The organism is Pseudomonas sp. CC11G (assembly GCF_056174845.1).
On record NZ_JBWBZC010000004.1, the window covers coordinates 13,406 to 36,104 of the forward strand.

14 protein-coding genes and 2 pseudogenes are annotated in these 22,699 nt (G+C 62.9%); 4 read left to right on the forward strand and 12 right to left on the reverse strand.

Going from position 1 to position 22,699, the window contains the following annotated elements:
* Complete coding sequence (locus tag AC0V2S_RS06405; RefSeq protein WP_475509011.1) at positions 1–1,707, reverse strand: Na/Pi cotransporter family protein; 1,707 nt, start codon at positions 1,705–1,707, stop codon at positions 1–3.
* Positions 1,708–1,929: 222 nt separating this feature from the next.
* On the opposite strand from AC0V2S_RS06405, the pseudogene recC reads away from it, so the two are divergent.
* From recC to recD, 3 genes and pseudogenes are all read left to right on the forward strand, one after another.
* Positions 1,930–5,215 (forward strand): annotated as a pseudogene (gene recC, locus AC0V2S_RS06410) (exodeoxyribonuclease V subunit gamma).
* A pseudogene (gene recB, locus AC0V2S_RS06415) lies at positions 5,212–8,762 on the forward strand (exodeoxyribonuclease V subunit beta). Before recC ends, recB begins: the two co-directional pseudogenes overlap by 4 nt.
* A complete protein-coding gene (recD, locus tag AC0V2S_RS06420) occupies positions 8,759–10,618 on the forward strand; it encodes an exodeoxyribonuclease V subunit alpha (protein WP_475509012.1) in 1,860 nt (619 codons plus the stop codon). Before recB ends, recD begins: the two are co-directional and overlap by 4 nt.
* A 53-nt stretch (positions 10,619–10,671) precedes the next feature.
* Here the strand turns inward: recD and AC0V2S_RS06425 are convergent, their stop codons facing one another.
* Positions 10,672–11,433: a TerC family protein gene (locus AC0V2S_RS06425; protein WP_475509013.1), complete on the reverse strand. Its 762-nt coding sequence runs from the start codon at positions 11,431–11,433 to the stop codon at positions 10,672–10,674.
* Positions 11,434–11,551: 118 nt separating this feature from the next.
* Positions 11,552–12,856: a CitMHS family transporter gene (locus AC0V2S_RS06430; RefSeq protein ID WP_475509014.1), complete on the reverse strand. Its 1,305-nt coding sequence runs from the start codon at positions 12,854–12,856 to the stop codon at positions 11,552–11,554.
* A gap of 251 nt (positions 12,857–13,107) precedes the next feature.
* Between AC0V2S_RS06430 and AC0V2S_RS06435 the strand changes: the two genes are divergently transcribed.
* Positions 13,108–13,509: a GFA family protein gene (locus AC0V2S_RS06435; RefSeq protein ID WP_475509015.1), complete on the forward strand. Its 402-nt coding sequence runs from the start codon at positions 13,108–13,110 to the stop codon at positions 13,507–13,509.
* 120 nt (positions 13,510–13,629) lie between these two features.
* Here the strand turns inward: AC0V2S_RS06435 and AC0V2S_RS06440 are convergent, their stop codons facing one another.
* From AC0V2S_RS06440 to AC0V2S_RS06480, 9 genes are all read right to left on the reverse strand, one after another.
* Entirely contained in the window at positions 13,630–15,591 is a 1,962-nt protein-coding gene (locus AC0V2S_RS06440; RefSeq protein ID WP_475509016.1) for a DUF7844 domain-containing protein, read from the reverse strand.
* Positions 15,588–15,908 (reverse strand): DUF2388 domain-containing protein, encoded by a 321-nt coding sequence (locus AC0V2S_RS06445; protein ID WP_475509017.1) that lies wholly within the window; start codon positions 15,906–15,908, stop codon positions 15,588–15,590. The genes AC0V2S_RS06440 and AC0V2S_RS06445 overlap by 4 nt, the downstream gene beginning before the upstream one ends.
* Positions 15,909–16,088: 180 nt before the next feature.
* A complete protein-coding gene (locus AC0V2S_RS06450) occupies positions 16,089–16,409 on the reverse strand; it encodes a DUF2388 domain-containing protein (RefSeq protein ID WP_475509018.1) in 321 nt (106 codons plus the stop codon).
* 271 nt (positions 16,410–16,680) lie between these two features.
* Positions 16,681–16,896: a DUF1127 domain-containing protein gene (locus tag AC0V2S_RS06455; RefSeq protein WP_475509019.1), complete on the reverse strand. Its 216-nt coding sequence runs from the start codon at positions 16,894–16,896 to the stop codon at positions 16,681–16,683.
* A 278-nt stretch (positions 16,897–17,174) separates the two neighbouring features.
* On the reverse strand, positions 17,175–17,384 hold the full coding sequence (locus AC0V2S_RS06460) for a DUF1127 domain-containing protein (protein ID WP_475509020.1): 210 nt from the start codon (positions 17,382–17,384) through the stop codon (positions 17,175–17,177).
* A 444-nt stretch (positions 17,385–17,828) separates the two neighbouring features.
* On the reverse strand, positions 17,829–19,346 hold the full coding sequence (locus AC0V2S_RS06465; RefSeq protein ID WP_475509021.1) for an acetyl-CoA hydrolase/transferase family protein: 1,518 nt from the start codon (positions 19,344–19,346) through the stop codon (positions 17,829–17,831).
* A gap of 250 nt (positions 19,347–19,596) precedes the next feature.
* Positions 19,597–21,033 (reverse strand): NAD(P)(+) transhydrogenase (Re/Si-specific) subunit beta, encoded by a 1,437-nt coding sequence (locus AC0V2S_RS06470; RefSeq protein ID WP_475509022.1) that lies wholly within the window; start codon positions 21,031–21,033, stop codon positions 19,597–19,599.
* Complete coding sequence (locus AC0V2S_RS06475) at positions 21,033–21,353, reverse strand: NAD(P) transhydrogenase subunit alpha part 2 (protein WP_108099125.1); 321 nt, start codon at positions 21,351–21,353, stop codon at positions 21,033–21,035. The genes AC0V2S_RS06470 and AC0V2S_RS06475 overlap by 1 nt, the downstream gene beginning before the upstream one ends.
* Before the next feature lie 10 nt (positions 21,354–21,363).
* Positions 21,364–22,485 (reverse strand): Re/Si-specific NAD(P)(+) transhydrogenase subunit alpha, encoded by a 1,122-nt coding sequence (locus tag AC0V2S_RS06480; protein WP_475509023.1) that lies wholly within the window; start codon positions 22,483–22,485, stop codon positions 21,364–21,366.
* Between the last annotated feature and the right edge of the window lie 214 nt (positions 22,486–22,699).

Sequence of the window (22,699 nt, forward strand, 5' to 3'; positions counted from 1 at the left end):
TCAGCGCGATGCCGGTTTCACCTCGTGCAGCGGCACCTCGTTGGCTTGCTGCTCGGCGGCTTCGGGGCGCTCGTCCTCAACGTCTGCCAGCGTGCCGTGTTCGTGGCTTTCCAGGGCCGCGTAGGCGCTGCTGCAGAACAGCGAGTTAAGGCGCTTCATATCGGCAATCAGCTCAAGGTGCAGCGAGCTGGTTTCGATGCTTTGCACCACGTTGTGATGCAGGCGGTGCACGTGGGCGTGGGCCATCTGCCGTTCCTGGGCGCGGAAGCGGCGTTTTTCCCGTAGGAGTTGGCGGGCGCTATGGGCGTCGCCGGAGAGAAACACGCTCAGGCCCAAGCGCAAGTTAGCCACCAGTTGCTGGAGCATATCGGTGAGTTCTTGCAGCCCGTTTTCCGAGAACGAATGCTGCTGCGCGGTCTTTTGGTGCTGCACTTTGCCGAGCATGCGTTCGATCAAGTCGGCGGCTTGTTGCAGGTCGACGCTAAGCTCAATGATTTCGGCCCATCGACGGCGATCGTGGTCGGCCAGTGCTTCGCCGGGTACTTGGGCGAGATAAAGTTTTACGGCGCTGTACAGCGCGTCCACATCGTCGCCCAGGCGGCGCAACTCTTTGGCGGCCAGCGGCTGCGGGGCACGCAGAATGACGCCCAAATGGCCGAGCATGGTTTCCACAATGTCGCCGATGCGCAGCGTTTCGCGCACGGCGTTGTTCAGCGCCAGGCTCGGGGTGTCCAGCGCGGTCATGTCCAGGTGGCGGGGTTTGGCCACGCCGTTGTCCAGCTGGCGGTCGGGCAGCAGCCAGTTGCAGAAGCGCGCCATTACGTTAACGGTGGGCAGCATCAGCAGGCAGCGACTGGTGTTGTAGGCCAGATGGAAACCGATCACCAGCGTCTGCGGGCTCATTTTCAGGGTGCTGAGCCAATGCACCAGCGGATGAATAAATGGGGTGATCAGCAGCAGCCCGATCACTTTGTACAGCAGGCTACCCAAGGCCACGCGGCGCCCGGCTTCGGTCTGCATGCTGCTGCTGAGCAGGGCCAGAATGCCGCTGCCGATATTGGCGCCAATCACCAGGCCCAGGGCCACCGGCAGGCTGATCAGGCCGGCGCTGGCCATGGTCGCGGTAAGCAGCACCGCGGCCAGGCTGGAGTAGGAAATCAGGGCGAATAGCGCGCCGACCAACGCATCGAGTAGCACATCGCCGGTCAGCGACTGGAACAGCACCTTGATGCCGTGGGCTTCGGTGATGGGTAGCGCAGCGCTGACGATCAGCTCCAGCGCCAGCACGATCAGCCCGAGGCCGATACCCACGCGCCCCAGCTGCCCGGCACGGCTCTGCTTGCGCGAGAGAAAGAAGACCACGCCGAGAAAAATCAGCAGCGGCGACAGCCACGACAGATCCAACGTGAGCACCCGCGCCATCAACGCCGTGCCGACGTCCGCGCCGAGCATGATGGTCAGCGCAGGCGTCAACGCCATCAGCCCTTGCCCCACAAACGAAGTCACCAGCAAAGCGGTGGCGTTACTGCTCTGCACCAGCGCGGTCACGCCGATGCCCGAGGCGAAAGCCAGCGTTCGCGTGTTCATGTTGTGGCTGAGGATTTTGCGCAGTTGCGAGCCGTACACCCGAAGGATGCCGGTACGCACGATATGAGTACCCCAAATCAGCAGGGCGACGGCGGATAGCAGATTAAGCAGGGTCAGCATAAGGCGGCCTCCCTGGCAGCGGTATATGAAGCTGGCGTGACACTTACGTTACGGGCATGGGACCGGATTAACACCCTAGTCGTTCGATTTTTTCTTGTCCGCCATGCCCTTAGCTTTAGTCGGCGAATGCCGTCGGCGCCAGTTTTTGCAGCGAGATTTGCCGATCCCGAAGGCGTTGCCGAGCTGTTAACCTACGCCCCACTTTCGCCTGTGATTGCGCCCATGCTCACGCTCTACCACGCCCCCGATCTGGAAACCCTCGGCGAGTTGGCCACCACCTTGTTGGCCCAACCGCAGCGTGAACCCTTTGCCCCGGCATTGGTGGTGGTGCCCAGTCAGGGCATGGGCCGTTGGTTGACGTTGGAGCTGGCGCGCAAGCAAGGCATTGCCATGCAGTTGGAAGTGCAACTGCCGGCCAAGTTTGTTTGGGAAGTATCGCGCCTGGTGCTCGGGCAGTTACCGGAGCAATCGGCTTTCTCGCCCACCACGCTCACCTGGCGGCTCTACGACTGGCTCTGCGAGCCCGCCAATCTCGAACAAGCACCGCGGCTCGCTCAGTATCTGGACGGCGGCGATGAGCGCCGGCGTTTGTCGCTGGGCGCGCGTATCAGCGACGTGTTCGACCAATACCTGCTGTACCGCGATGACTGGCTGGCCGCCTGGGAGCGCAACGAGCTGCTCGACCTGGGCACCGACGAAGCCTGGCAAGCCTTGCTCTGGCGCGAGCTGACCCGCGACGGCCACCCGCACCGCGCCCGCCTGCTGGAAGATTTACTGCGTCGCCTGCACGACGACACCCCGATTCCCGGCCTGCCCGAACGCCTACTGGTGTTCGGCATCAGCAGCCTGCCGCCGCACCATATGCGCGTACTGGAAGGCTTGGCGCGGCATGTGGAGGTGGTGATCTGCGCACTGAACCCGTGCCGCGAAGCCTGGGGCGATATCCGCGATGTGCGCGAGTTGGCGCGTCAGCCGGTGATTGCCAGCGCTACGGCTGCCGATGATTGGTACCTCGACGTCGGCCACCCGCTGCTGGCCAGCCTGGGCAAGCAGGGCCGCGACTTTTTCGATGCGCTGTTCAGCTTGAGTGGCCAGGAAATCGGCCTGTATTCCGAAGACGCCGACCTGCACGACACCTCGCTGCTGCGCGCCCTGCAAAACGACATTCTGCGCCTGCGCACCCGCAAGCCCGAAGAGCGCCTGGCGCTGCGTGAGGACGACCGCTCGCTGGAAGTGCATATCGCCCACTCGCCGCTGCGCGAAGTGGAAATTCTGCATGACCAACTGCTCGCTCGCTTTGCCGCCGACCCGACGCTGACGCCTGATCAGGTGGTGGTGCTCACCCCGGATATCGAACGCTACGCCCCGTATATCGAAGCCGTGTTCGCCAGCCGCGAAGCCAGGGTCGCGGCCCGCGTTCACCGCGTATTCCCTTCAGCCTGGCCGACCGCAGCCTGCGCGCTGAAGTGCCGCTGATCGAAGCCTTCCTCGGTTTACTGACCCTGGAACAAAGCCGCTTTGGCGCCGAAGAAATCCTTACCTGGCTGGAGCAACCCTCCATCGCCCGCCGCGCCGGCATTGAAAACGAAGACCTGCCGCTGCTGCGCGACTGGCTGCGTGAAGCCGGCGTGCGCTGGGGCCGCGATGCCGAGCACCGCGAGCAGCTGGGTTTACCGAGCGACGCCGCCTTCACCTGGCGCCAAGGGCTGGACCGTTTGCTGCTGGGCTTTGCCGCGCCGCCGCAACTGGCCGGCGATGCCGCGCCGCTCTTGGGCGACACCTGGCCGCTGGATGCGCTGGAAGGCGCACGCGCGCAATTGCTCGGGCGCCTGGCGGGTTTCGTTCAGCGTCTGGCCTCGCTTGCCGAAGACCTGCAACGCCCGCGCTCGCTCGCCGCCTGGGCCGACACGCTGCAAGCCCTGATCGACAGCCTGTTCGACGAACGTGAAGCCGGCGACACCTTGCTGCTGCTTAGCCAGGCCTGCGCCGCCCTGCGCGACCAGGCGACAGCGGCCGGCATTGAGCGCCCGCTGGAATTGGCGCTGGTGCGCCAGCAACTCAGCACGGCGCTGGAACAAGGCAGCGGCGCCTCGGGTTTTTTAACCGGCGCCGTCACCTTCTGCACCATGGTGCCCATGCGCAGCCTGCCGTTCCGGCTGGTGTGTTTGCTCGGTCTGGACGACGGCGCGCTGCCGCGACGCACCCCGGCTGCCGGCTTCGACCTGATCAGCCAGCACGCCCGCCGTGGCGACCGCGCGCGGCGTTTGGACGACCGTTATCTGCTGCTGGAAATTCTGCTCTCGGCCCGCGATGCGCTGTACCTCAGCTACGTCGGCCGCGACCCGCGCAATAACGCCGAACTGCCGCCGTCGGTGTTGATCAGTGAAGTGCTGGAATCGGTCGACCTGACTGCCTTTGTTCCAGGTGGCTCTGTATCTGCCAGCAAGCACCTGACCATCGCCCACCCTCTGCAACCTTTCGCCCCCGGCAACTTCGCCAGCGGCGCGCAGCGCAGTTACGCGGCCTCGTGGTATCGCGCGGCACAGCGTTTGTCCGAGCCACCGCAAACCAGCGCCGCCGCCTTTGCCGGGCGCCTGCCGGAACCGGATGCCGACTGGCTGCATATCGAGCCGTCGCAGTTGCTGCAATGCTTCCGCCACCCCGCGCGTTTTCTCTTGGAACAACGCCTGGGTCTGCGTCTGGCCGACAGCGACGAAGCCCTGGCCAGCGACGAGCCCTTTGCCCTCGAAGGCCCGGCCTGGCGTGGCCTGCGCCAGCTCGCGCTGGAAGCGGTGGAGCGCGAATGGACGCTGGAACAGGAACGCAATATCGCCCGCGCCGCCGGTTGGCTGCCCACCGGCGAACTGGGCCAGGCGCTGTGGGGCAAATTGCGCGGTCCGGTGCGCGCCTTTGCGCCACGGCTGTTCGAAGCCCGCCCGGAAGAACAACCGCAACCGCTGCTGGTGGATGTGCAATTGGCCGGCGTGCATATCCACGGCTGGCTCGACGGCGTTACCAGCAGCGGCCTGTTCGAATGGCGCCTGAATGCACCGAGTGCTTGGGACTTGCCCTCGTTCTGGCTGCGCCACTTGCTGCTTAACCTCAGCGCTACGCCGGATATTGCCCGGGAAAGTCTGCTGATTTCTCCGGCGCAGGATTGGCAGCTCGGCCTCTTGGTCACCCACGGGAGCTGCTGTTGCCCTGGCTCGAGGCCTACCGTGAAGCGCTGTGCGAGCCGCTGCCGCTGATGCTGAAAAGCAGCTACGGCTTTGCTGACGGCTTGCTCAAACCGGGCCGCAAAGAGCCGATTGAAGCCGCCCGCTACAAGGCCAAGGTCGCCTGGGAAGGTGCCGACTTCAGCCCGCTGCCCGGCGAGTCGCAAGACCCGTGGTACGCCCTGGCCTTCCGCGACCGCGAGGTGCTCGGCGAGCGCTTTGAAGCGCTGGCCCAGGAGCTGATTGTGCCGGCCTTGCAGGCATTGGCGCCGGCTGGGGAGGATGAGGAATGAGCTTGGATCTGCACACCTCATCCTTCGCCGGCCGCTCGCTGATCGAGGCCAGCGCCGGCACCGGCAAAACCTGGACGCTCACCGCGCTCTACGCGCGCCTGTTGCTGGAGCGCAAGCTAAGCGTCGGGCAAATTCTGGTGGTCACCTACACCACCGCCGCTACCGCTGAATTGCGGGAGCGTATTCGGGCGCGTTTGGCTGAGTTGCTGGCGGTGTATGAGGGCACGCCGAGCAAGGACGACTTCCTTACGCGACTGCATGCCGAGAACCCCGGCGAAGAGGCGCGGCGCCGGTTGTTGTTGGCGGTGCATGGCTTCGATGAAGCGGCGATTTTCACCATTCACGGTTTCTGCCAACGCGCGCTTCAGGACGCCGCCTTCGAGGCTGGCGGCGATTTTGATAGCGAGCTGGCCAGCGATGACCGCGAGGTGCTGGATGCCTTGCTTACCGACGCCTGGCGTCATGAACTGGCGGCTGCAGACCCGGCGTGGGCGCGCTTTTTAGCGAAGAAGAAAATCACCCCTGGCGTGCTGCGCCAGCGGTTGCGTCCGCACTTGGGCAAACCTTACTTGCGCATCGAACCGCGCTTTGACGAGTCGGCCCCGGTCTCGGATGAACTGGCGAACGCCAGCCAGGCCTGGAGCGATGCCGCCGCGTTGTGGCGGCGTAGCGGCTACAGCTGGGTGGAGCAATTGCAGGAGCATGGCGGGCTAAGCCAGAGCACCCACAAGCTGCCGAAATTTCCGCTGTGGTCGGCCGAGTTGGACAGCTATTTCGCCGACCCGGCCGCGTTGTTCGAAGTGCCCACGGGCCTGGAAAAATTCACCGCCAGTGCGCTGCACAAGGCCACGAAAAAAGGCCACGACGCGCCCAGCAGTGTCATCGCCGATGCCTTCGATACATTGCTGCTGGCGATTGCCGATGCCCTGCCGGCCGGCGAGCAACGGCTGATCGCCTTGCAGGTGCGCCTGCTCGACAAACTCAACGCCGAGCTGCCGGCGCGCAAAGCGGCGCAGCGCATGCTGGCGTTCGATGACTTGCTCAATCGCCTGAACGAAGCCCTGCACGGCCCCGCCGGTGATGCGCTGGCGCTGACCCTGCGCACCCGTTATCCGCTGGCCCTGATCGACGAATTCCAGGACACCGACCCGGTGCAGTACCAGATCTTTGATCGGGTGTACCAGGACGGCAGCGACCTGTGTTTTGTCGGCGACCCCAAGCAGGCGATCTATGCCTTCCGTGGCGCTGACCTGGCCACCTATTTGAAAGCCCGCGAGGCGGCCGAGCGACGCTACGACCTGCCGTTCAACTACCGCTCCACCGCCGAACTAATTGCCGCGCTGAATCTGTTGTTCGCCCGGCCGCAGCCGTTTGCGGTCGAGGGCCTCGACTATCCGCCGGTAAAAGCCGGGGTGAAGTCGCGCTCGCAACTGGTGCTGCCACCGGGCAACGAGGCGCCGTTGGCGCTGGTGTGGTTGGGCGAGGAGCCGTTGAACAAGGGCCGCGCCGATACGCTGGTGGCGCTGGATACCGCGCAACGCATCGCCACCTTGTTGGCCGCCAGCGCGCAGGGCCAGGCGTATTTCGACAAAGACGGCGAACGCACCCCGCTCAAGGGCGGCGATATTGCGGTGCTGGTCTCCAACCACCGCCAGGCCTCGGAAGTGGCCGAGCAACTGGTGGCCCGTGGCGTGCCGAGCGTGCGCCGGGGCAACCAGAGCGTGTGGCACAGCGAGGAAGCGGCGGAACTGTCTGCCGTGCTCGCGGCCTATGCCGAGCCGGGGCGTGAGGGTGTGTTGCGCTATGCGTTGTCGACCCGTTTGCTCGGCCGCGATGCGCAGCAACTGGCGCGCTGCCAGGACGATGAACGCGCCTGGGACCGTGAGCGCGAAGACGCCGAGTTGTATCACCAGCTCTGGCAACAACACGGGTTTATGCGTGCCTTCCGCGCCTGGCTGGATCAGGAGCAAGTGGCCGAGCGCCTGCTGGCAGCCGCCGATGGCGAGCGCCGTTTGACCAATCTGTTGCACCTGGCCGAGCTGCTGCAAACCGAAAGCCAGCAACGCCCCGGTCTGGAACCGCTGCTCGCCTGGCTGAATGCCCAGCGCGGCAGCGAGGGTGCCGGTGAAGACGCGTTGCTGCGTCTGGAGAGCGATGCTGAACGGGTGCAGATCGTCACCATCCACACCAGTAAGGGCCTGGAGTATCCGTTGGTGTTCTGCCCGTATTTGTGGAATGGCCGTCTGCTCGGTCAGCACAAAGACAGCGCCAACTGCCATGACGATAACGGGCAGCCGTTGCTGGATATGGGCAGCGAAAACCTGGAAGCGAATCTGCAGCGCGCCCGCGAAGAAGTGTTCGCCGAGCAACTGCGCCTGGCCTACGTGGCGCTGACCCGCGCCCGCGATCGCCTATGGCTGCATTGGGGTCCGGTGGCCGTGCCGGCGCCGGTGAAAAAGACCGGTTTGTTGCCGGAGGAAGGGCTGCACAGCAGCGCGTTGGCCTGGCTGTTACATGGCCGCGAACTGGCCGGTGCCGATGCCTTGGCCGAATTGGCGCAGCACCTGAATGAACGCAGCGGCGCCGAATTGGCTGCCGAAGTGGATGAGTTGGTGGCGCTTGGCGGCGGCACGTTTGCCCGCTTGCCGTTGCTCAATAGCGAAGCCAATGCGGCCGGCGAACAACGCGCGTCGGCGCCGCAACAGCTGGGCCAGTTCGATCGTAGTTTGCACAGCGCCTGGCGGATCGGCAGCTTCACTGGCCTGTCGGCCGGCATGCATATGGAAGCGCCGGACCGCGACAACCTGAGCATCCCCGATGCCAGCGATCCGGGCCTGGGCTTTTTTGCCTTTCCCCGTGGCGCCCGCGCCGGTACCTGCCTGCACGCGGTGCTCGAAGAATGGGCGCGCGGCAAAGGCGAGTTGCCGGTGTTGGTGGAAGAAGCACTGACCGATCACGGCCTGCCGCGAGACTGGACAGAACTGGCCGCTGCGCATTTGCAGTTGGTGCTGGACAGCGACCTCGACGGCCAGGGTCTGACCCTGGCCAGCCTGGTGTCGGCGCGGCGTTTGCCGGAGCTAGGCTTTACCTTCCGGTGGCCAACCTGGATGTGCAGCGCCTGCGCGCCATTCTCGCCGACCCGCAACACGGCCTGGCGGCGCCCATGCGTGAAGCCGCGCAACGCTTGGAATTCGACAGCCTCAAGGGCTTTCTCAAAGGCTTTATCGACCTGACCTTCGAGCATGAAGGCCGCTGGTATATCGCCGACTACAAGTCCAACTGGCTCGGCCCGGACGCCAGCTACTACAGCGGCGACCGCCTGCTGCAAGCCCTGGCCGGCGAGCATTACTACCTGCAATACCTGATTTACCTGGTAGCGCTGCGCCGCTTCCTGCGCCAGCGCCTGGCCGACTTTACCGACAACCAATTGGGTGGCGCGTATTACCTGTTTCTGCGCGGCATGCCGAGCGCCGGGGTTTACTTCTCGCGGCCCGCCGACAGCCTGCTGGATGCCCTCGATACCCTGTTCAACGAGGAGCAGCCATGAGCCTCGCCGATATGCCCCTCGGCCCGCTGGAGCGGGCATTTGTCGCCAGCCTGCAGCGGTTGGATCAAAGCGCCAGCGAGCCCGTTTTGGTGGCGGCTGCGTTGACCTGCGGTGCGTTGGTCAATGGCGATGTGTGTGTGCTGCTGCGGCGCTGGGCCGGGCAACGGGCGTGGCCGGAAGTCGGCGGCGGCATTTTGCTGCCGTCGCTGGAAAGCTGGACCGCGCTGTTGCAGGCCTCCTCACTGGTCGGAGCACCCGGCGCGTTTGCGCCGCTGATTCTGGATGGCGAGCGGCTGTATCTGGCGCGCTATCACCATTACGAAACCCAGCTGGCCGAGCAGTTGCTGGCCCGTGGCAGCGCCAACCCCGAGGTAGATGAAACGTTGCTGGCCGACGGCCTGGCGCGGCTGTTTGCGCGCAACACCCAGGCCGGCCCGGACTGGCAGCGCCTGGCCGCCGCGCAAGCGGTGCGGCGTAACCTGGCGGTGATTTCCGGCGGCCCCGGTACCGGCAAAACCACCACCGTGGTTCGTCTGTTGGCGGCATTGTTGGAGCAGCCGGGTGGGGAGCGTCTTGCAATTGGCCTTGCAGCGCCGACCGGCAAAGCGGCGGCGCGGATGGCCGAGGCGATTCGTAATGCCAAGGCCGAGTTGCCGGTGAGCGATGCCATCAAGGCCGCCTTACCCGAGGAAGCCCGCACCTTGCACCGCTTGCTCGGCAGCCGGGGCGACAGCCCCAAAGTACGTCACCACGCCGCCAGCCCGTTGCCGCTGGATGTGCTGGTGGTGGACGAAGCCTCGATGGTCGATCTGGCATTGATGGCCAAGCTGCTCGACGCCCTGCCGACCAACGCGCGGCTGATTCTGCTGGGCGACAAAGACCAACTCTCCGCCGTAGAGGCCGGCGCCGTATTTGCCGAGCTGTGCGAAGGTCGCGGATTCACGCCCGAAACGGCGGCGGCGTTGCAACGTCTCACCGGTCAACCGGTAGAAGCGCAAGTACCATTTTCGCGGCTCGGAGATGCCGTAGTACTGCTGACCCACAGCCACCGCTTTGCCGGCGACAGCGGTATTGGCGAACTGGCGCGGCGTATCAACGGCGGCGATGCGGCCGGCACGCTAAACCTGCTGAAAGAAAACCGCGCCGACCTTACCTGGCAAGCGGCTCCCACGCCTAACGCGTTACTGGATCGTCTGGAGCAGGGTTATGCGCCGTACCTGGCGGCCGCTCGCAGCGGCGATGTGGCGGCGACCTTTGCGGCCTTCAACGGCTTTCGCGCACTGACTGCACAACGGCAAGGCGCCTGGGGTGTGGAAGGCATCAACGAGGCGTTGGAAGCGCGCATCAAACGGCGTTTCAGCCTGCCCAGTCGTGAACGTTGGTATCCCGGCCGAGCCATCATGGTTCGGCAAAACGACTACGCCTTAAGCCTGTTCAACGGCGATATCGGCATTTGCCTGGCCAGTGAAAATGGCCTGCGGGTGTTCTTCGAAAGTGCTGGCGAAAGTGAGCCAACCTTCCGGCCGTTTTCGCCGGCACGCCTGCCGAGTCATGACAGCGCGTTTGCGATGACGGTGCATAAAAGCCAGGGCTCGGAATTCAGTGAAGTGCTATTGGCGCTGCCGGATACGGCGAGCCCGCTGCTCACTCGCTCGCTGTTTTACACCGGTATTACCCGGGCCAAGCACAAGGTGGAAATCTGGGCGCTGCCGGCGCGGTTGGCCGAGGCGGTGAGCACCCGTGCCGAGCGGGCGGCGGGGTTGGCGGAGCGGTTGAAGGTAGAGGGGTTTGTGGCGCCGGTGGCTGCGCCGATCAGTAAGCCTGCGGGCGATCAGGACCAACTCAGCCTGTTCTAGGCACAATAAAAACGGGACCTCGAAGGTCCCGTTTTTTTATCCACAGGGCAGCGTTACTCCCCCGGAATGTCCTTGCGCAGCTTCACCGCCTCGCCCTTCTTACGGTCGCGCGCCGAGCGCATCTTGATGTTCACCGCTTCCACCGCCAGCGAGAAGCCCATGGCGAAGTACACGTAGCCTTTTGGCGCATGCACGCCAAAGGCTTCGGCGATCAGCACGGTACCAACCATGATCAGGAAGGACAGCGCGAGCATCTTCAGCGATGGGTGCTTGTCGATAAAGTCGCTGATGGTGCCAGCGGCCAGCATCATCACCATGACGGCCACCACGATGGCGGCGATCATCACCGGTACATGGGAGACCATGCCGACGGCGGTGATCACTGAGTCCAGCGAAAACACGATGTCGATAATGGCGATCTGAATGATGGTGCCGATAAAACCGCCGCCCATGCCTTTTGGCTCGTCGCCGGTTTCGTCTTCGCCTTCGAGGCTGTGGTACATCTCGGTGCTGCTTTTCCACAGCAGGAACAGGCCGCCGAAGAACAGAATGAGGTCACGACCGGAGAACCCTTCGCCCATCACGGTGAACAGGTCGGCCGTCAGGCGCATCACCCAGGTGATGGATAGCAGCAGCAGAATGCGCGTGACCATGGCCAGCGCCAGGCCGAAGAAGCGGGTCTTGGGCTGCATGGCTTTGGGCATGCGGCTGACCAGGATCGAAATCATGATGATGTTGTCGATCCCCAGGACGATTTCCAGCGCCGTCAGGGTAAAAAATGCAATCCAGATTTCCGGGCTGGTCAGCCATTCCATTTACAGCTTCCTCTAAATTCAAATAGACCTTGTAGGAGCTAGCTTGCTAGCGAACTCCTGGAAAAGCCAAGTTTGCAGGGTTCGCCAGCAAGCTGGCTCCTACAGGCGATTGCGTTAGTTAGCCGCCAAACACCGGGAAAATTCCCATAAGCAGCGCGGCGACAAGGATACACAGGCAAACCAGAACTGCCCATTTCAAGGTGAAGCGCTGGTGGTCGCCGAATTCGATACCGGCCAGGCCCACCAGCAGGTAGGTGGACGGCACCAGCGGGCTGAGCAAATGCACCGGCTGGCCAACGATGGAAGCGCGGGCCATTTCCACGGCGCTGATGCCGTAGTGGCTGGCTGCTTCGGCCAGCACCGGCAGCACGCCGTAGTAGAAGGCGTCGTTGGACATGAAGAAGGTGAACGGCATGCTGACGACGGCCGTGATCACCGCCAGGTACGGGCCCATGGCGGGGGGAATTACCGCCAACAGGCTTTTCGACATGGCGTCGACCATGCCGGTTCCAGAAAGAATGCCGGTGAAAATGCCCGCCGCGAAGATCAGCCCCACCACTGCCAGCACGTTGGCCGAGTGCGCGGCGACGCGCTCTTTCTGCTGCTGCAGGCACGGGTAATTGACGATCATGGCGATGCCGAAGGCCAGCATAAACAGCACGGGCAGCGGCAACAGGCCTTTGATTAGTGCGGCCATCAGGGCCACGGTCAGCGCCGCGTTGAACCACAGCAGTTTCGGCCGGCGCGCATCGGGATACTGCGACACGCTGATCTCGCCGCCTTCCACCTCATCACCCGGCAAATGCAATTCGCCCAGGCGGGCGCGCTCACGTTTGCCGTAGAAATAGGCGATGGCCAGAATCGCCAGCACGCCGGCGATCATGGCCGGAATCATCGGCACGAAAATATCCGAAGGGTCGACATGCAAGGCACTCGCCGCGCGCGCGGTCGGCCCGCCCCAGGGCGTCATGTTCATCACGCCGCCGGCCAGAATGATCAGCCCCGCCATGATCCGCGGGCTCATGCCCAGGCGCTGATACAGCGGCAACATGGCAGCCACGCAGATCATGTAGGTGGTGGCGCCGTCGCCATCCAGCGACACCACCAGCGCCAGCACGGCGGTGCCGACCGACACTTTCAGCGGATCGCCTTTGACCAGCTTGAGGATCTTGCGCACAGCCGGGTCGAACAGGCCGGAGTCGATCATCAGGGCGAAGTAGAGGATGGCGAACATCAGCATCACCCCGGTGGGAGCGAGCTTGGTGATGCCTTCGAGCATCATCGGGCCGATCTCGCCGGCAAAACCGCCGAGGGCCGCGTACACGATGGGGATGATGATCAGGGCAATCAGCGCCGACAGGCGCTTGCTCATGATCAGGTACATAAAGGTGATAACCATGGCAAAGCCAAGGAGGGTCAACATAGCGGTTCTCCGGGTATCAGCGGGCGAGGTGGCGGACGGGGGTCAGCAACGGGCGCGAGGGGGACGGAGAGCGGGCGTACGAAGGGAGCAAGCAAACATGGCAATCACCACTTTTTATTGTTGGAAGTAGCCGGTCAGGTGCCGGCAGTGGGGCGATGCTAAGGGGCGAAACTTTCAGCCAGCTTTCAGCGGCCAATCCGGCGACGAATGCGCGCGCGGGCTAGGATGGTGAACGAACAAGGAGTTTGCCCATGACCGACATCCACACCGGCGGCTGCCAATGCGGCGCCCTGCGCTACCGCTTCAACGCCCCGCTCACGGACATCGCCCACTGCCATTGCACGATCTGCCGGCGCACCACGGGCGGCATCGTCACCACCTGGATTACCGTGCCGTTGGAGCGTTTTGAATGGCTGCAAGGGACGCCGCAGGGCTTTGTGTCTTCGCCCGGCTGCACGCGCTCGTTTTGCGGGCAGTGTGGCGCGCAGCTGACGTTTTTTACCGAGCAGAGTCCGCAGAGCCTGGATATCACCATCGCCACGTTCGACCACCCGGAACAGGCACTGCCGGATCGGCATATCTGGGTGACGACGCGGTTGCCGTGGTTGCGGTTGGATGAGCAGTTGCCGAGCGAGGATGGCGAGAAGCTCTAGGAGTTGCTCTACGTGGGAGAGGCTTCAGCCTCGATGCTTTTGATTGTGGCTATGAGCTGAAATACCCGCTTTCAGGCCTGACCAATCGAGGCTGAAGCCTCTCCCACAAAGACCTCGTTATTACGGGAGGATCAGACCGCCGGAGGCTTTGTGCAGCGCGCGCAGGTGCTCGCTGACTTGCTTGAGGTTCACGTCAATGGCATCCAGCTCGGCCAGACGTGCGGGTTCCAGCAGCGCGCGTACCTGGCCGTCGAGGTCGTCGCTCAGCTGGCGCAGTTGCTTCTGGCGGCTGTCGCTCTCTTGTTGCAGGTGCTGCCATTCGCTGGCTTGCGGCAGGCCGTAGCCCCCTTCCAACAGCTCCGCCGGACGACTTAAAAAACCGCTGTTGGCGAGGATTTTTTCCAAGGTTTTACCCGCTGGGCCGGAGCTGCCGTCTTCCAGCGCGCCGCTGCTCAGGTAGCGGCGTTTGAGTTCGTCCTGGGCCAATAACAGTTGCCGGCGTTGCGCGGCTTGCTCCAGTAACAGCATCGCCGCGCTCGCGCGCAGGTCGGCTTTTTCGAACCAGGTGCGGCGTTCGCTGGCCGGCAGGCTGATCCAGTCATCTACGGCTTTCTGCGGGATCGGCAGGCGCTCTTTGAGCACGTCGAACATCGCCTGGTAACGGTCGCGGAACGAGTCGAAACGGTAGCCGCGGCGCAGCGCTTCGCTGCGATCATCCAACACGCTGACATCGGCAAGCCCGCGCCCAGCCAGCACTTCCAGCAGGCCGTTAGGCATGATGTTGTCGAGGTTCTGCAACTGCGGTTCAGCGCTGCCGCTGCGCAGCAACTTGAGGGTTTCCACCGCGCAGTTGTTGGACAAAAAGTAGTAATTGCCGTCGTAGCTCCAGTGTTGTTCGGCGGCATGTTCCACCAGCGCTTCCAGCTGCGGACGGTCGAGTTTGATTGGCACGGAGACGAGGCCCCGCAACTCGACCTTGGTGTATTCCTCGATCACCTGGCTCAGCGGCAACACGAACAGGCGCGAAGGATAGACGCCGGTCAGGCCGTCCCAGCTGGAAAGCTGCAAGTCGCCGACAAAGGCGCGGTAGGACAGCACCAGGCTCTGGTCCATATCCAGCCGACAATCCGGCCCACGCGGCCGGCCGGGCGCACAGATGACCAGGCGCAACATGCTGTGGCCCCAGCGGCTGGCCCATTGGTCGTTGGCTTCGGCCAGCAAGTAGTCCACTTCATACACGCGCTCGGGGTCGAGCTTGCCCAGCGGCTGGCGAGCAAAGTCGCGGCCGGCGTTGAGGTAGGCGAAGGTGCTCGGGCACGGTTCGGCGTCGGCCGGCGCCCAGCCGTCGAAGTGGTCGCGGTAGTAGCGGTACAGCGCGGGGCGGCGGCAGGCGTAGGCAGGGTCGAGGAGGAAGTACTCCATGTTCACCGCCACGAATTCGCGCGGGTTGCTGAGCTCGTAGCTATCCGGGCTGCGCGCGACCTGGCCGTTTTTGGCTTCGCGCTCGCCGCGGCGGCCGACGTATTGCGGCCAGCCGGCCAAATCGAGCAGGCGCGGGTCGTCGCTCAGGGTAAAACGGCGTTCGGTCTGACCACGGCAGTTGTCCATCTGGCCGATCAGGCCCTGGCTTTTTGCCTGGCGCTGGCAGCGCAACAGCAGCGTTTGCTCGGCGGGGGACCAGAGGCGCGCGCGGTCGTAGATATGGGTGAGTTCGTGCAGCACGGTCGCCAGCAATTCCTGGCGCTGGGTTCCGTGGGGGCGGTTGGTTTTGGTTTGCGCGGCCGAGCCGTCGGTGAGCGCGGGCAATAACTTTTGGTTCAGCAGCAGCTGGGTGGGGCTGCGCGCCTGGCCGTAGGTGTCGGCGTCGAGGGCGTCGGTCCAGCTGACGTGCACCTGGCGGTCCAGACGCTGGACGAAGCTGGGCGGCAGTTTGCTCAGGGCTTCGTCCAGCAGGGTCTGGCTGGCGTGCTGCTGGCTGGCGCTCAGCCCTTCGCTATCGAGCTCAAGCTGCAGCTGCGCCTGGGCCGTGCTGGCGCCGCACAGCAGCGCCGCAGTCAGCAGCCAGGCGGCCAGTGGCCTCACAGAGCGAGGATGGCTTCGGCCAGGGTTTGGTCGCTGGCATCGCGTGCTTCGGGTACGCGCACGCGCAGGGTGCTGAAGGCGGCTTCCAGTTGGGCACCGCGAATGGCGCCTTCGCTGGCGACAAAGCTGGCGGCGTCGTCACGGGCTTCGAGCACGACTTTGGAGTCGCGTACCGAGGTGGTGGTGTCGGAGGTGAAGTCGATGGTGCGGCCGAAGGCGCGAACGATGATGTCGCTGGTGGCCACCAGAGTGTGGGCTTCAGCCATGCCGGTGGTGATCAGCAGGGCAAGAGCGGCGAGCGAAAGCGAACGGCGCATGAGAAATCTCCGAAACAAATGCGGGGTAATAGGTACTGGAACAGTTGGACGAAATTGTGCGGCGCCAGTTCCAAGCCAATTATGGCTATTTGATGGCGGGCACACAGCGCCCGTAACAGCGGGCGCCAAGGCTAGCTGAAGGCGCGGCGGGGAGCCAGCGTAAAGCCTGCGTTCTGTGGCTTAGAGCACCAGAATGGATTGGGCCAGTTGCAGGTCGCTGCTGGCCTGCAATTGCGGGGCTTTGAGGCGGATATGAGCCAAGGCCGCTTCCAGGCGCACGCCGCGGATGTCGCCGTTGGTGGCGACGAAGCTGGCGGCGTCTTCGCGGGCGGCCAGGACGATTTTGTCGTCATTAAAGGACGAGGAAATATCCGAAGTGACATCGGAGGTGCCTTTGAAGGCGCCGACGATACCGTCGGTGGTGTACACAAAACTGGTGGCCGAAGCACTGGTGGCGAGGGCCAGCAAGGTTGCAGCAGTGAGCAGGCGCAGTGTGGACATGGCGGAACTCCGGGTGAAGGCAGATGTGTGTGTGTCGAGGGATAGCCTAGCGCAGCGGAGGCGCTTGGGTGGGTTTGAGGGGGAATGGGGTGAAAGGTTCGCGCAGACGGTGCACCTGCCACCGCAGCCCTCTCCCCTAGCCCCTCTCCCGCAGGCGGGAGAGGGGAATCCAGCGCCGATCTAGCTGATTACGCGGTCTTGCCCCCTCTCCCGCTTGCGGGAGAGGGCTGGGGAGAGGGCCGCGGGAAAAGGTGAAATCAGGGAAGTGCTCTCACTCTCGCCAGAACGGTTTATCCAGCTCCATCTCCCGATCACACGAACTAATCCCCGCATCGGCCAGCTGCCGATCATCAAGGCGCGCCAACTGGCGGCGGGTGCGGGCGTTGCGACGCCATACGGTAATCATGGCGAGAATGCGCAGCGGCCAGTTGGTCGGTTTGGCAGCAGCAGTCGGTTGGGTAGCAGCAGGGCTGAGAGTGCGATCCATGGCACGCTCCTTCTCGCTTTGGCGCGAGTTCTGGGTATGGGGAAACAGAGTGCCCCAGCGCTACCCCAGCCCGTCAGTCACAGCTAAGCGCAATTGTATGGCTTCAGTTCTTAATTTATTGAAACTGTACTGCTTGTTGCGCCAGTAGCTGTACGCCCGCTCCAAAAAACCCCGGACCCGTAAACGACGAAGCCCGCCGGCAGTCTCCTGCGGCGGGCTTCGTTTTATTCAATTCGGTGGCTGATGCTCTAACGACGTGCCTCAGCCAGATACAACACTTAACGCCAGAACGGCTTGCTCAGCTCGGCGAAGCGTTGTGCTTCACTGATACCGGCATCGGCCAGAAGGCGTGGATCCAGGCGTGCCAGTTGGTGGCGGCTGGACATACGACGTTGCCAGAGCAGCAGGTTAGAGATAACGCGCAGTGGCATTGCGGCTTGGGCTTTCGAACTATCGCTTACGAAGTCGGAACTGAGGGTACGTTCCATGGTGTGCTTCCTTCCGCTTATGGCGGCATTGGTTATTTAACTGGAGGCTATGTTGCGCTTCGCACAGCTGACCTTGTAGTCACAGTTCATTGAAATTGTGCTGGTGGTGGGAAGTTCTTACTCAAACTGTTTTATCCATAACGGTGCAAACTGTACCGGTTTGCCCATATATGGGGCGTTTTTACTCAAATAAACCTGTCCTTTTCGTCAACTTTCCCTACAGACCTTTCCGAAGACCAGTACAGTTTCAGTTTCTTGAAAGGTGTTTTCCCTGTTGTGCCCCCTGGAAAACAGATTTTCTCGGGTTTTATCGCAACTGTGCGGGTGTCCCTGCTTAACGCGCCATTTCCGTTTCTTGCGCTACGCTCAACCAGCCAAGCAACAGACAGCAAAAAGGCGCATCAGATCGATAACCTGTTGCGCCTTTCTCACCGCTTACGCTATTCAAGCCAACTTGGCGTGCTCCGCTGTCGGCCAGAGCATGTGGCCGTTTTCGTCCAGATTGATATGCCACTGCAATGCTTCACGTAACAGATGTGGGGTGTGGCCACCCTTGGCACAGGCGTCGGCAAAGTATTGATTCAGCGCATCGCGGTAGTCGGGGTGCACACAGTTGTCGATCACCACCCGCGCCCGCTCACGGGGCGCCAGTCCGCGCAGGTCGGCCAGGCCTTGTTCGGTCACCAGAATGTCGACGTCATGTTCGGTGTGGTCCACGTGACTGACCATCGGCACCACGCTGGAAATGGCCCCGCCCTTGGCAATCGACTTGGTCACGAAGATGGCCAGGTGCGCGTTGCGGGCGAAATCGCCCGAGCCGCCGATGCCGTTCATCATCTTGGTGCCGCCGACGTGGGTGGAGTTCACGTTGCCGTACAGATCGAACTCCAGCGCCGTGTTGATCCCGATAATGCCCAGACGGCGGACCACTTCCGGGTGGTTGGAGATTTCCTGCGGGCGCAGCACCAGTTTGTCTTTGTAGTGCTCCAGATTGCCGAACACATCGGCATTGCGCCGCTGCGACAAGGTGATCGAACTGCCCGAAGCAAAACTCAGCTTGCCGGCGTCGATCAGGTCGAACGTGGAGTCCTGCAGCACTTCGGAGTACATGGTCAGGTCGTGGAACGGCGAGTCGATCAGGCCGCACATCACGGCGTTGGCAATGCTGCCGATGCCGGCTTGCAACGGCCCAAGGCTGTTGGTCATGCGCCCGGCGGCCACTTCACGCTTGAAGAAGTCGATCAAATGGTTGGCGATGCCTTGGGTCTCGGCATCGGGCGGCAGCACGGTGGACGGCGAATCGGGTTTGTCGGTGACCACGATGGCGACGATCTTGGCCGGATCAATCGGAATCGCGCCGCTGCCGATGCGGTCTTCCACGCGAGTCAGCGGGATGGGCGTGCGGGTCGGCCGATAGGTGGGGATATAGATGTCGTGCAGGCCTTCCAGATTCGGGTTGTGCGCGAGGTTGATTTCGACGATCACCTGCTTGGCGAAAATCGCGAAGCTGGCCGAGTTGCCCACCGACGTAGTCGGCACGATATGGCCTTGCTCGGTAATGGCCACCGCTTCGATCACGGCGATATCCGGCAGTTTGAGCTGGTGGTTGCGCAGCTGCTCCACGGTTTCGGACAGATGCTGATCGATAAACATCACCTCGCCGGCGTTGATCGCCTTGCGCAGCGTGCTGTCCACCTGAAACGGCATACGCCGGGCGAGCACGCCGGCTTCGGTCAGTTGCTTGTCGAGGTCGTTGCCCAGGCTCGCGCCGGTCATCAGGCTGATTTTCAGCGGCGAGTGCTTTGCTCGTTCGGCGAGCGCTTGGGGCACGGCTTTGGCTTCACCGGCGCGGGTAAACCCGCTCATGCCGACGGTCATGCCGTCTTCAATCAGCAACGCAGCGTCAGCCGCACTCATCACTTTGCCCAGCAGGGAGGGCAAGCGCACGCGATCGGTATACATGGGGGAAGCCTCGGACGGTACGGACGAACAAAGGCCGACAGTCTAAGGATTTGGCCAGGCGCCGCCTTTATACCTACGTCTAATAGGGATACTCCGTCCGTAGGAGCCAGCTTGCTGGCGAAGGGTAGCAACGCCGAATTCCGAACAGAGCTTCGCCAGCAAGCTGGCTCCTACAAGGAACGTGTGAGGGGCAGAAACGAAAAACCCCGGCTTTCGTGGGCCGGGGTTCAAGGGTGTAGCTACGCGGTTCTTACTCGACCGCTTTAACCATATCTTCGATGACTTTCTTGGCGTCGCCGAACACCATCATGGTCTTGTCCAGGTAGAACAGTTCGTTGTCCAGACCGGCATAGCCGCTGGCCATCGAGCGCTTGTTGACGATGATGGTCTTGGCTTTGTAAGCCTCGAGAATCGGCATGCCGGCGATTGGCGAGTTCGGGTCGTTCTTCGCCGCGGGGTTAACCACGTCGTTGGCGCCCAGTACCAACACCACGTCGGCCTGACCGAACTCGGAGTTGATGTCTTCCATCTCGAACACCTGGTCGTACGGCACTTCGGCTTCGGCCAGCAGTACGTTCATGTGGCCAGGCATACGACCGGCAACCGGGTGGATCGCGTACTTCACGGTCACGCCACGGTGGGTCAGCTTCTCGGTCAGCTCTTTCAGGGCGTGCTGGGCACGGGCCACTGCCAGGCCGTAACCGGGAACGATGATCACGGTGTCGGCGTTGGTGAGCAGGAAGGTGGCGTCGTCAGCCGAACCGGATTTAACCGGACGGGCTTCTTTCGCGCCGCCAGTGGCTGCTGCGTCAGTAGCGCCGCCGAAGCCGCCGCCGATCACGTTGAAGAACGAACGGTTCATCGCCTTGCACATGATGTACGAGAGGATCGCGCCGCTCGAACCCACCAGGGAGCCGGCAATGATCAGCATCGAGTTGTTCAGCGAGAAACCGATACCGGCCGCCGCCCAGCCCGAGTAGCTGTTGAGCATCGACACAACTACCGGCATATCCGCGCCACCGATCGGGATGATGATCAGCACGCCGAGAATGAAGGCCAGAGCCAGCATCGCAGCGAACGCGGCGTAGTTGCCGGTGAACATAAAGAACAGGCCCAGACCCAGAGTACTCAAGCCCAACACGAGGTTGAGTTTGTGCTGGCCAGCGAACTGCACCGGCGCGCCCTGGAACAGACGGAACTTGTATTTGCCCGAGAGCTTGCCGAACGCGATGACCGAACCGGAGAAGGTAATGGCACCAATGGCCGCGCCGAGGAACAGTTCCAGACGGTTACCGGCTGGAATGGCGTCGCCCAGTTGCTTGACGATACCCAGCGATTGCGGCTCAACCACGGCGGCGATTGCGATAAACACCGCCGCCAGGCCGATCATGCTGTGCATGAAGGCAACCAGCTCCGGCATTTTGGTCATTTCAACGCGCTTGGCCATGATGGAACCGGCAGTGCCGCCCACCAGCAAACCGACGATGACGTAACCAATGCCTTGGGTGGCGATGTCGGCGCCGAGCTTGTAGATCAAGCCCACGGTGGTCAGTACGGCCAGGGCCATACCGAGCATGCCGAAGAAGTTACCGCGACGCGATGTGGTCGGGTGCGACAGGCCCTTGAGCGCTTGGATAAAGCAGATCGAAGCGATCAGATACAGGGTCGTTACCAGATTCATGCTCATTACTTGTCACCCTCTGCTTTGGCCTTGGGCGCTTTTTTCTTGAACATTTCCAGCATGCGGCGAGTTACCAGAAAACCACCAAACACGTTCACAGCGGCCAGGGCCACAGCGAGGGTGCCCATGGTTTTACCCAGCGGCGTCACGGTGAGGGCGGCGGCCAGCATGGCACCGACGATCACGATGGCGGAGATGGCGTTGGTCACGGCCATCAGCGGGGTGTGCAGTGCAGGCGTTACGTTCCAGACCACGTGGTAGCCAACATAAATGGCCAGCACGAAGATGATCAGGTTGTAGATACCGGGGGAGATCAACTCTTCCATTTTCTAGTCCTCAGCCGTTCTTGCGTACGACTTGGCCGTCGCGGCACATCAGGCACGCGGCGACGATGTCGTCTTCGAGGTTGACGTGGAACTTGCCTTCGCCGTCGATGACGAGCTTCAGGAAGTCCAGCAAGTTGCGGGCGTACAGGGCCGACGCATCGGCTGCCACCAGGGCTGCCAGGTTGGTGTGACCGACAATGGTCACGCCGTGCTTGACCACTACCTGATCGGCTTCGGTCAGCGGGCAGTTACCGCCCTGGGCTGCCGCGAGGTCGATGACCACGGAGCCGGGTTTCATCTGCTCCACGGTTTCGGCGCTGAGCAGCACCGGCGCCTTGCGGCCCGGAATCAGTGCGGTGGTGATGACGATGTCGGCTTGCTTGGCGCGCTCGTGCACGGCAACCGCCTGACGCTGCATCCACGAGGCCGGCATCGGACGGGCGTAACCGCCAACGCCTACCGCGGCTTCGCGCTCTTCGTCGGTCTCGAACGGCACGTCGACGAACTTGGCGCCGAGCGATTCGATTTGCTCTTTAACCGCAGGACGCACGTCGGAGGCTTCGATCACCGCACCCAGGCGCTTGGCCGTAGCGATGGCCTGCAGGCCTGCTACACCGGCGCCGAGAATCAGCACGCGAGCGGCCTTTACGGTACCGGCAGCGGTCATCAGCATCGGCATAAAGCGCGGGTAGTGATGGGCCGCCAGCAGCACAGCTTTGTAGCCGGCGATGTTGGCTTGCGAGCTCAGCACGTCGAGGCTCTGCGCGCGCGAGGTGCGCGGCGCGGCTTCGAGGGCGAAAGCGGTCACGCCGCGTTCAGCCATCTGCGCGATGTTTTCGCTGTTGAAGGGGTTAAGCATGCCGACCAGTACCGCGCCAGATTTGAGCTGAGCCAGCTCGGCGGCATTGGGTGCCACGACCTTCAGCACCAGGTCGGCGCCCAAGGCTGCGGCGGCGTCGCCAATGCTGGCGCCAACGGCTTCATAGGCACTGTCCGGGACGCTGGCGCTAAAGCCGGCACCGCTCTGTACAGTCACCTGATGGCCCTGGGCGATCAGCTTCTTAATGGTTTCCGGCGTAGCGGCTACCCGCGTTTCGCCAGTAAAGGTCTCGAGAGGAACACCAATGTGCACTTCATATCTCCTGCGTGATCGTTTTTTCAAAAAAACCAGAGCACTGCGGGTGGCGCACTGGGGTGGATCAGCACAATCCCTGCTTCGGCACCTCTGGCGGTAGCCTTGCGATAGCGGGGCGCGGCATTTTGCAGGCGAACCGTAAGGCCATCAAGAAGTTCTGAAGGCCAACCTGGAGATAACTACAAGTCACGCTGTGACTGGTGGTATCTGT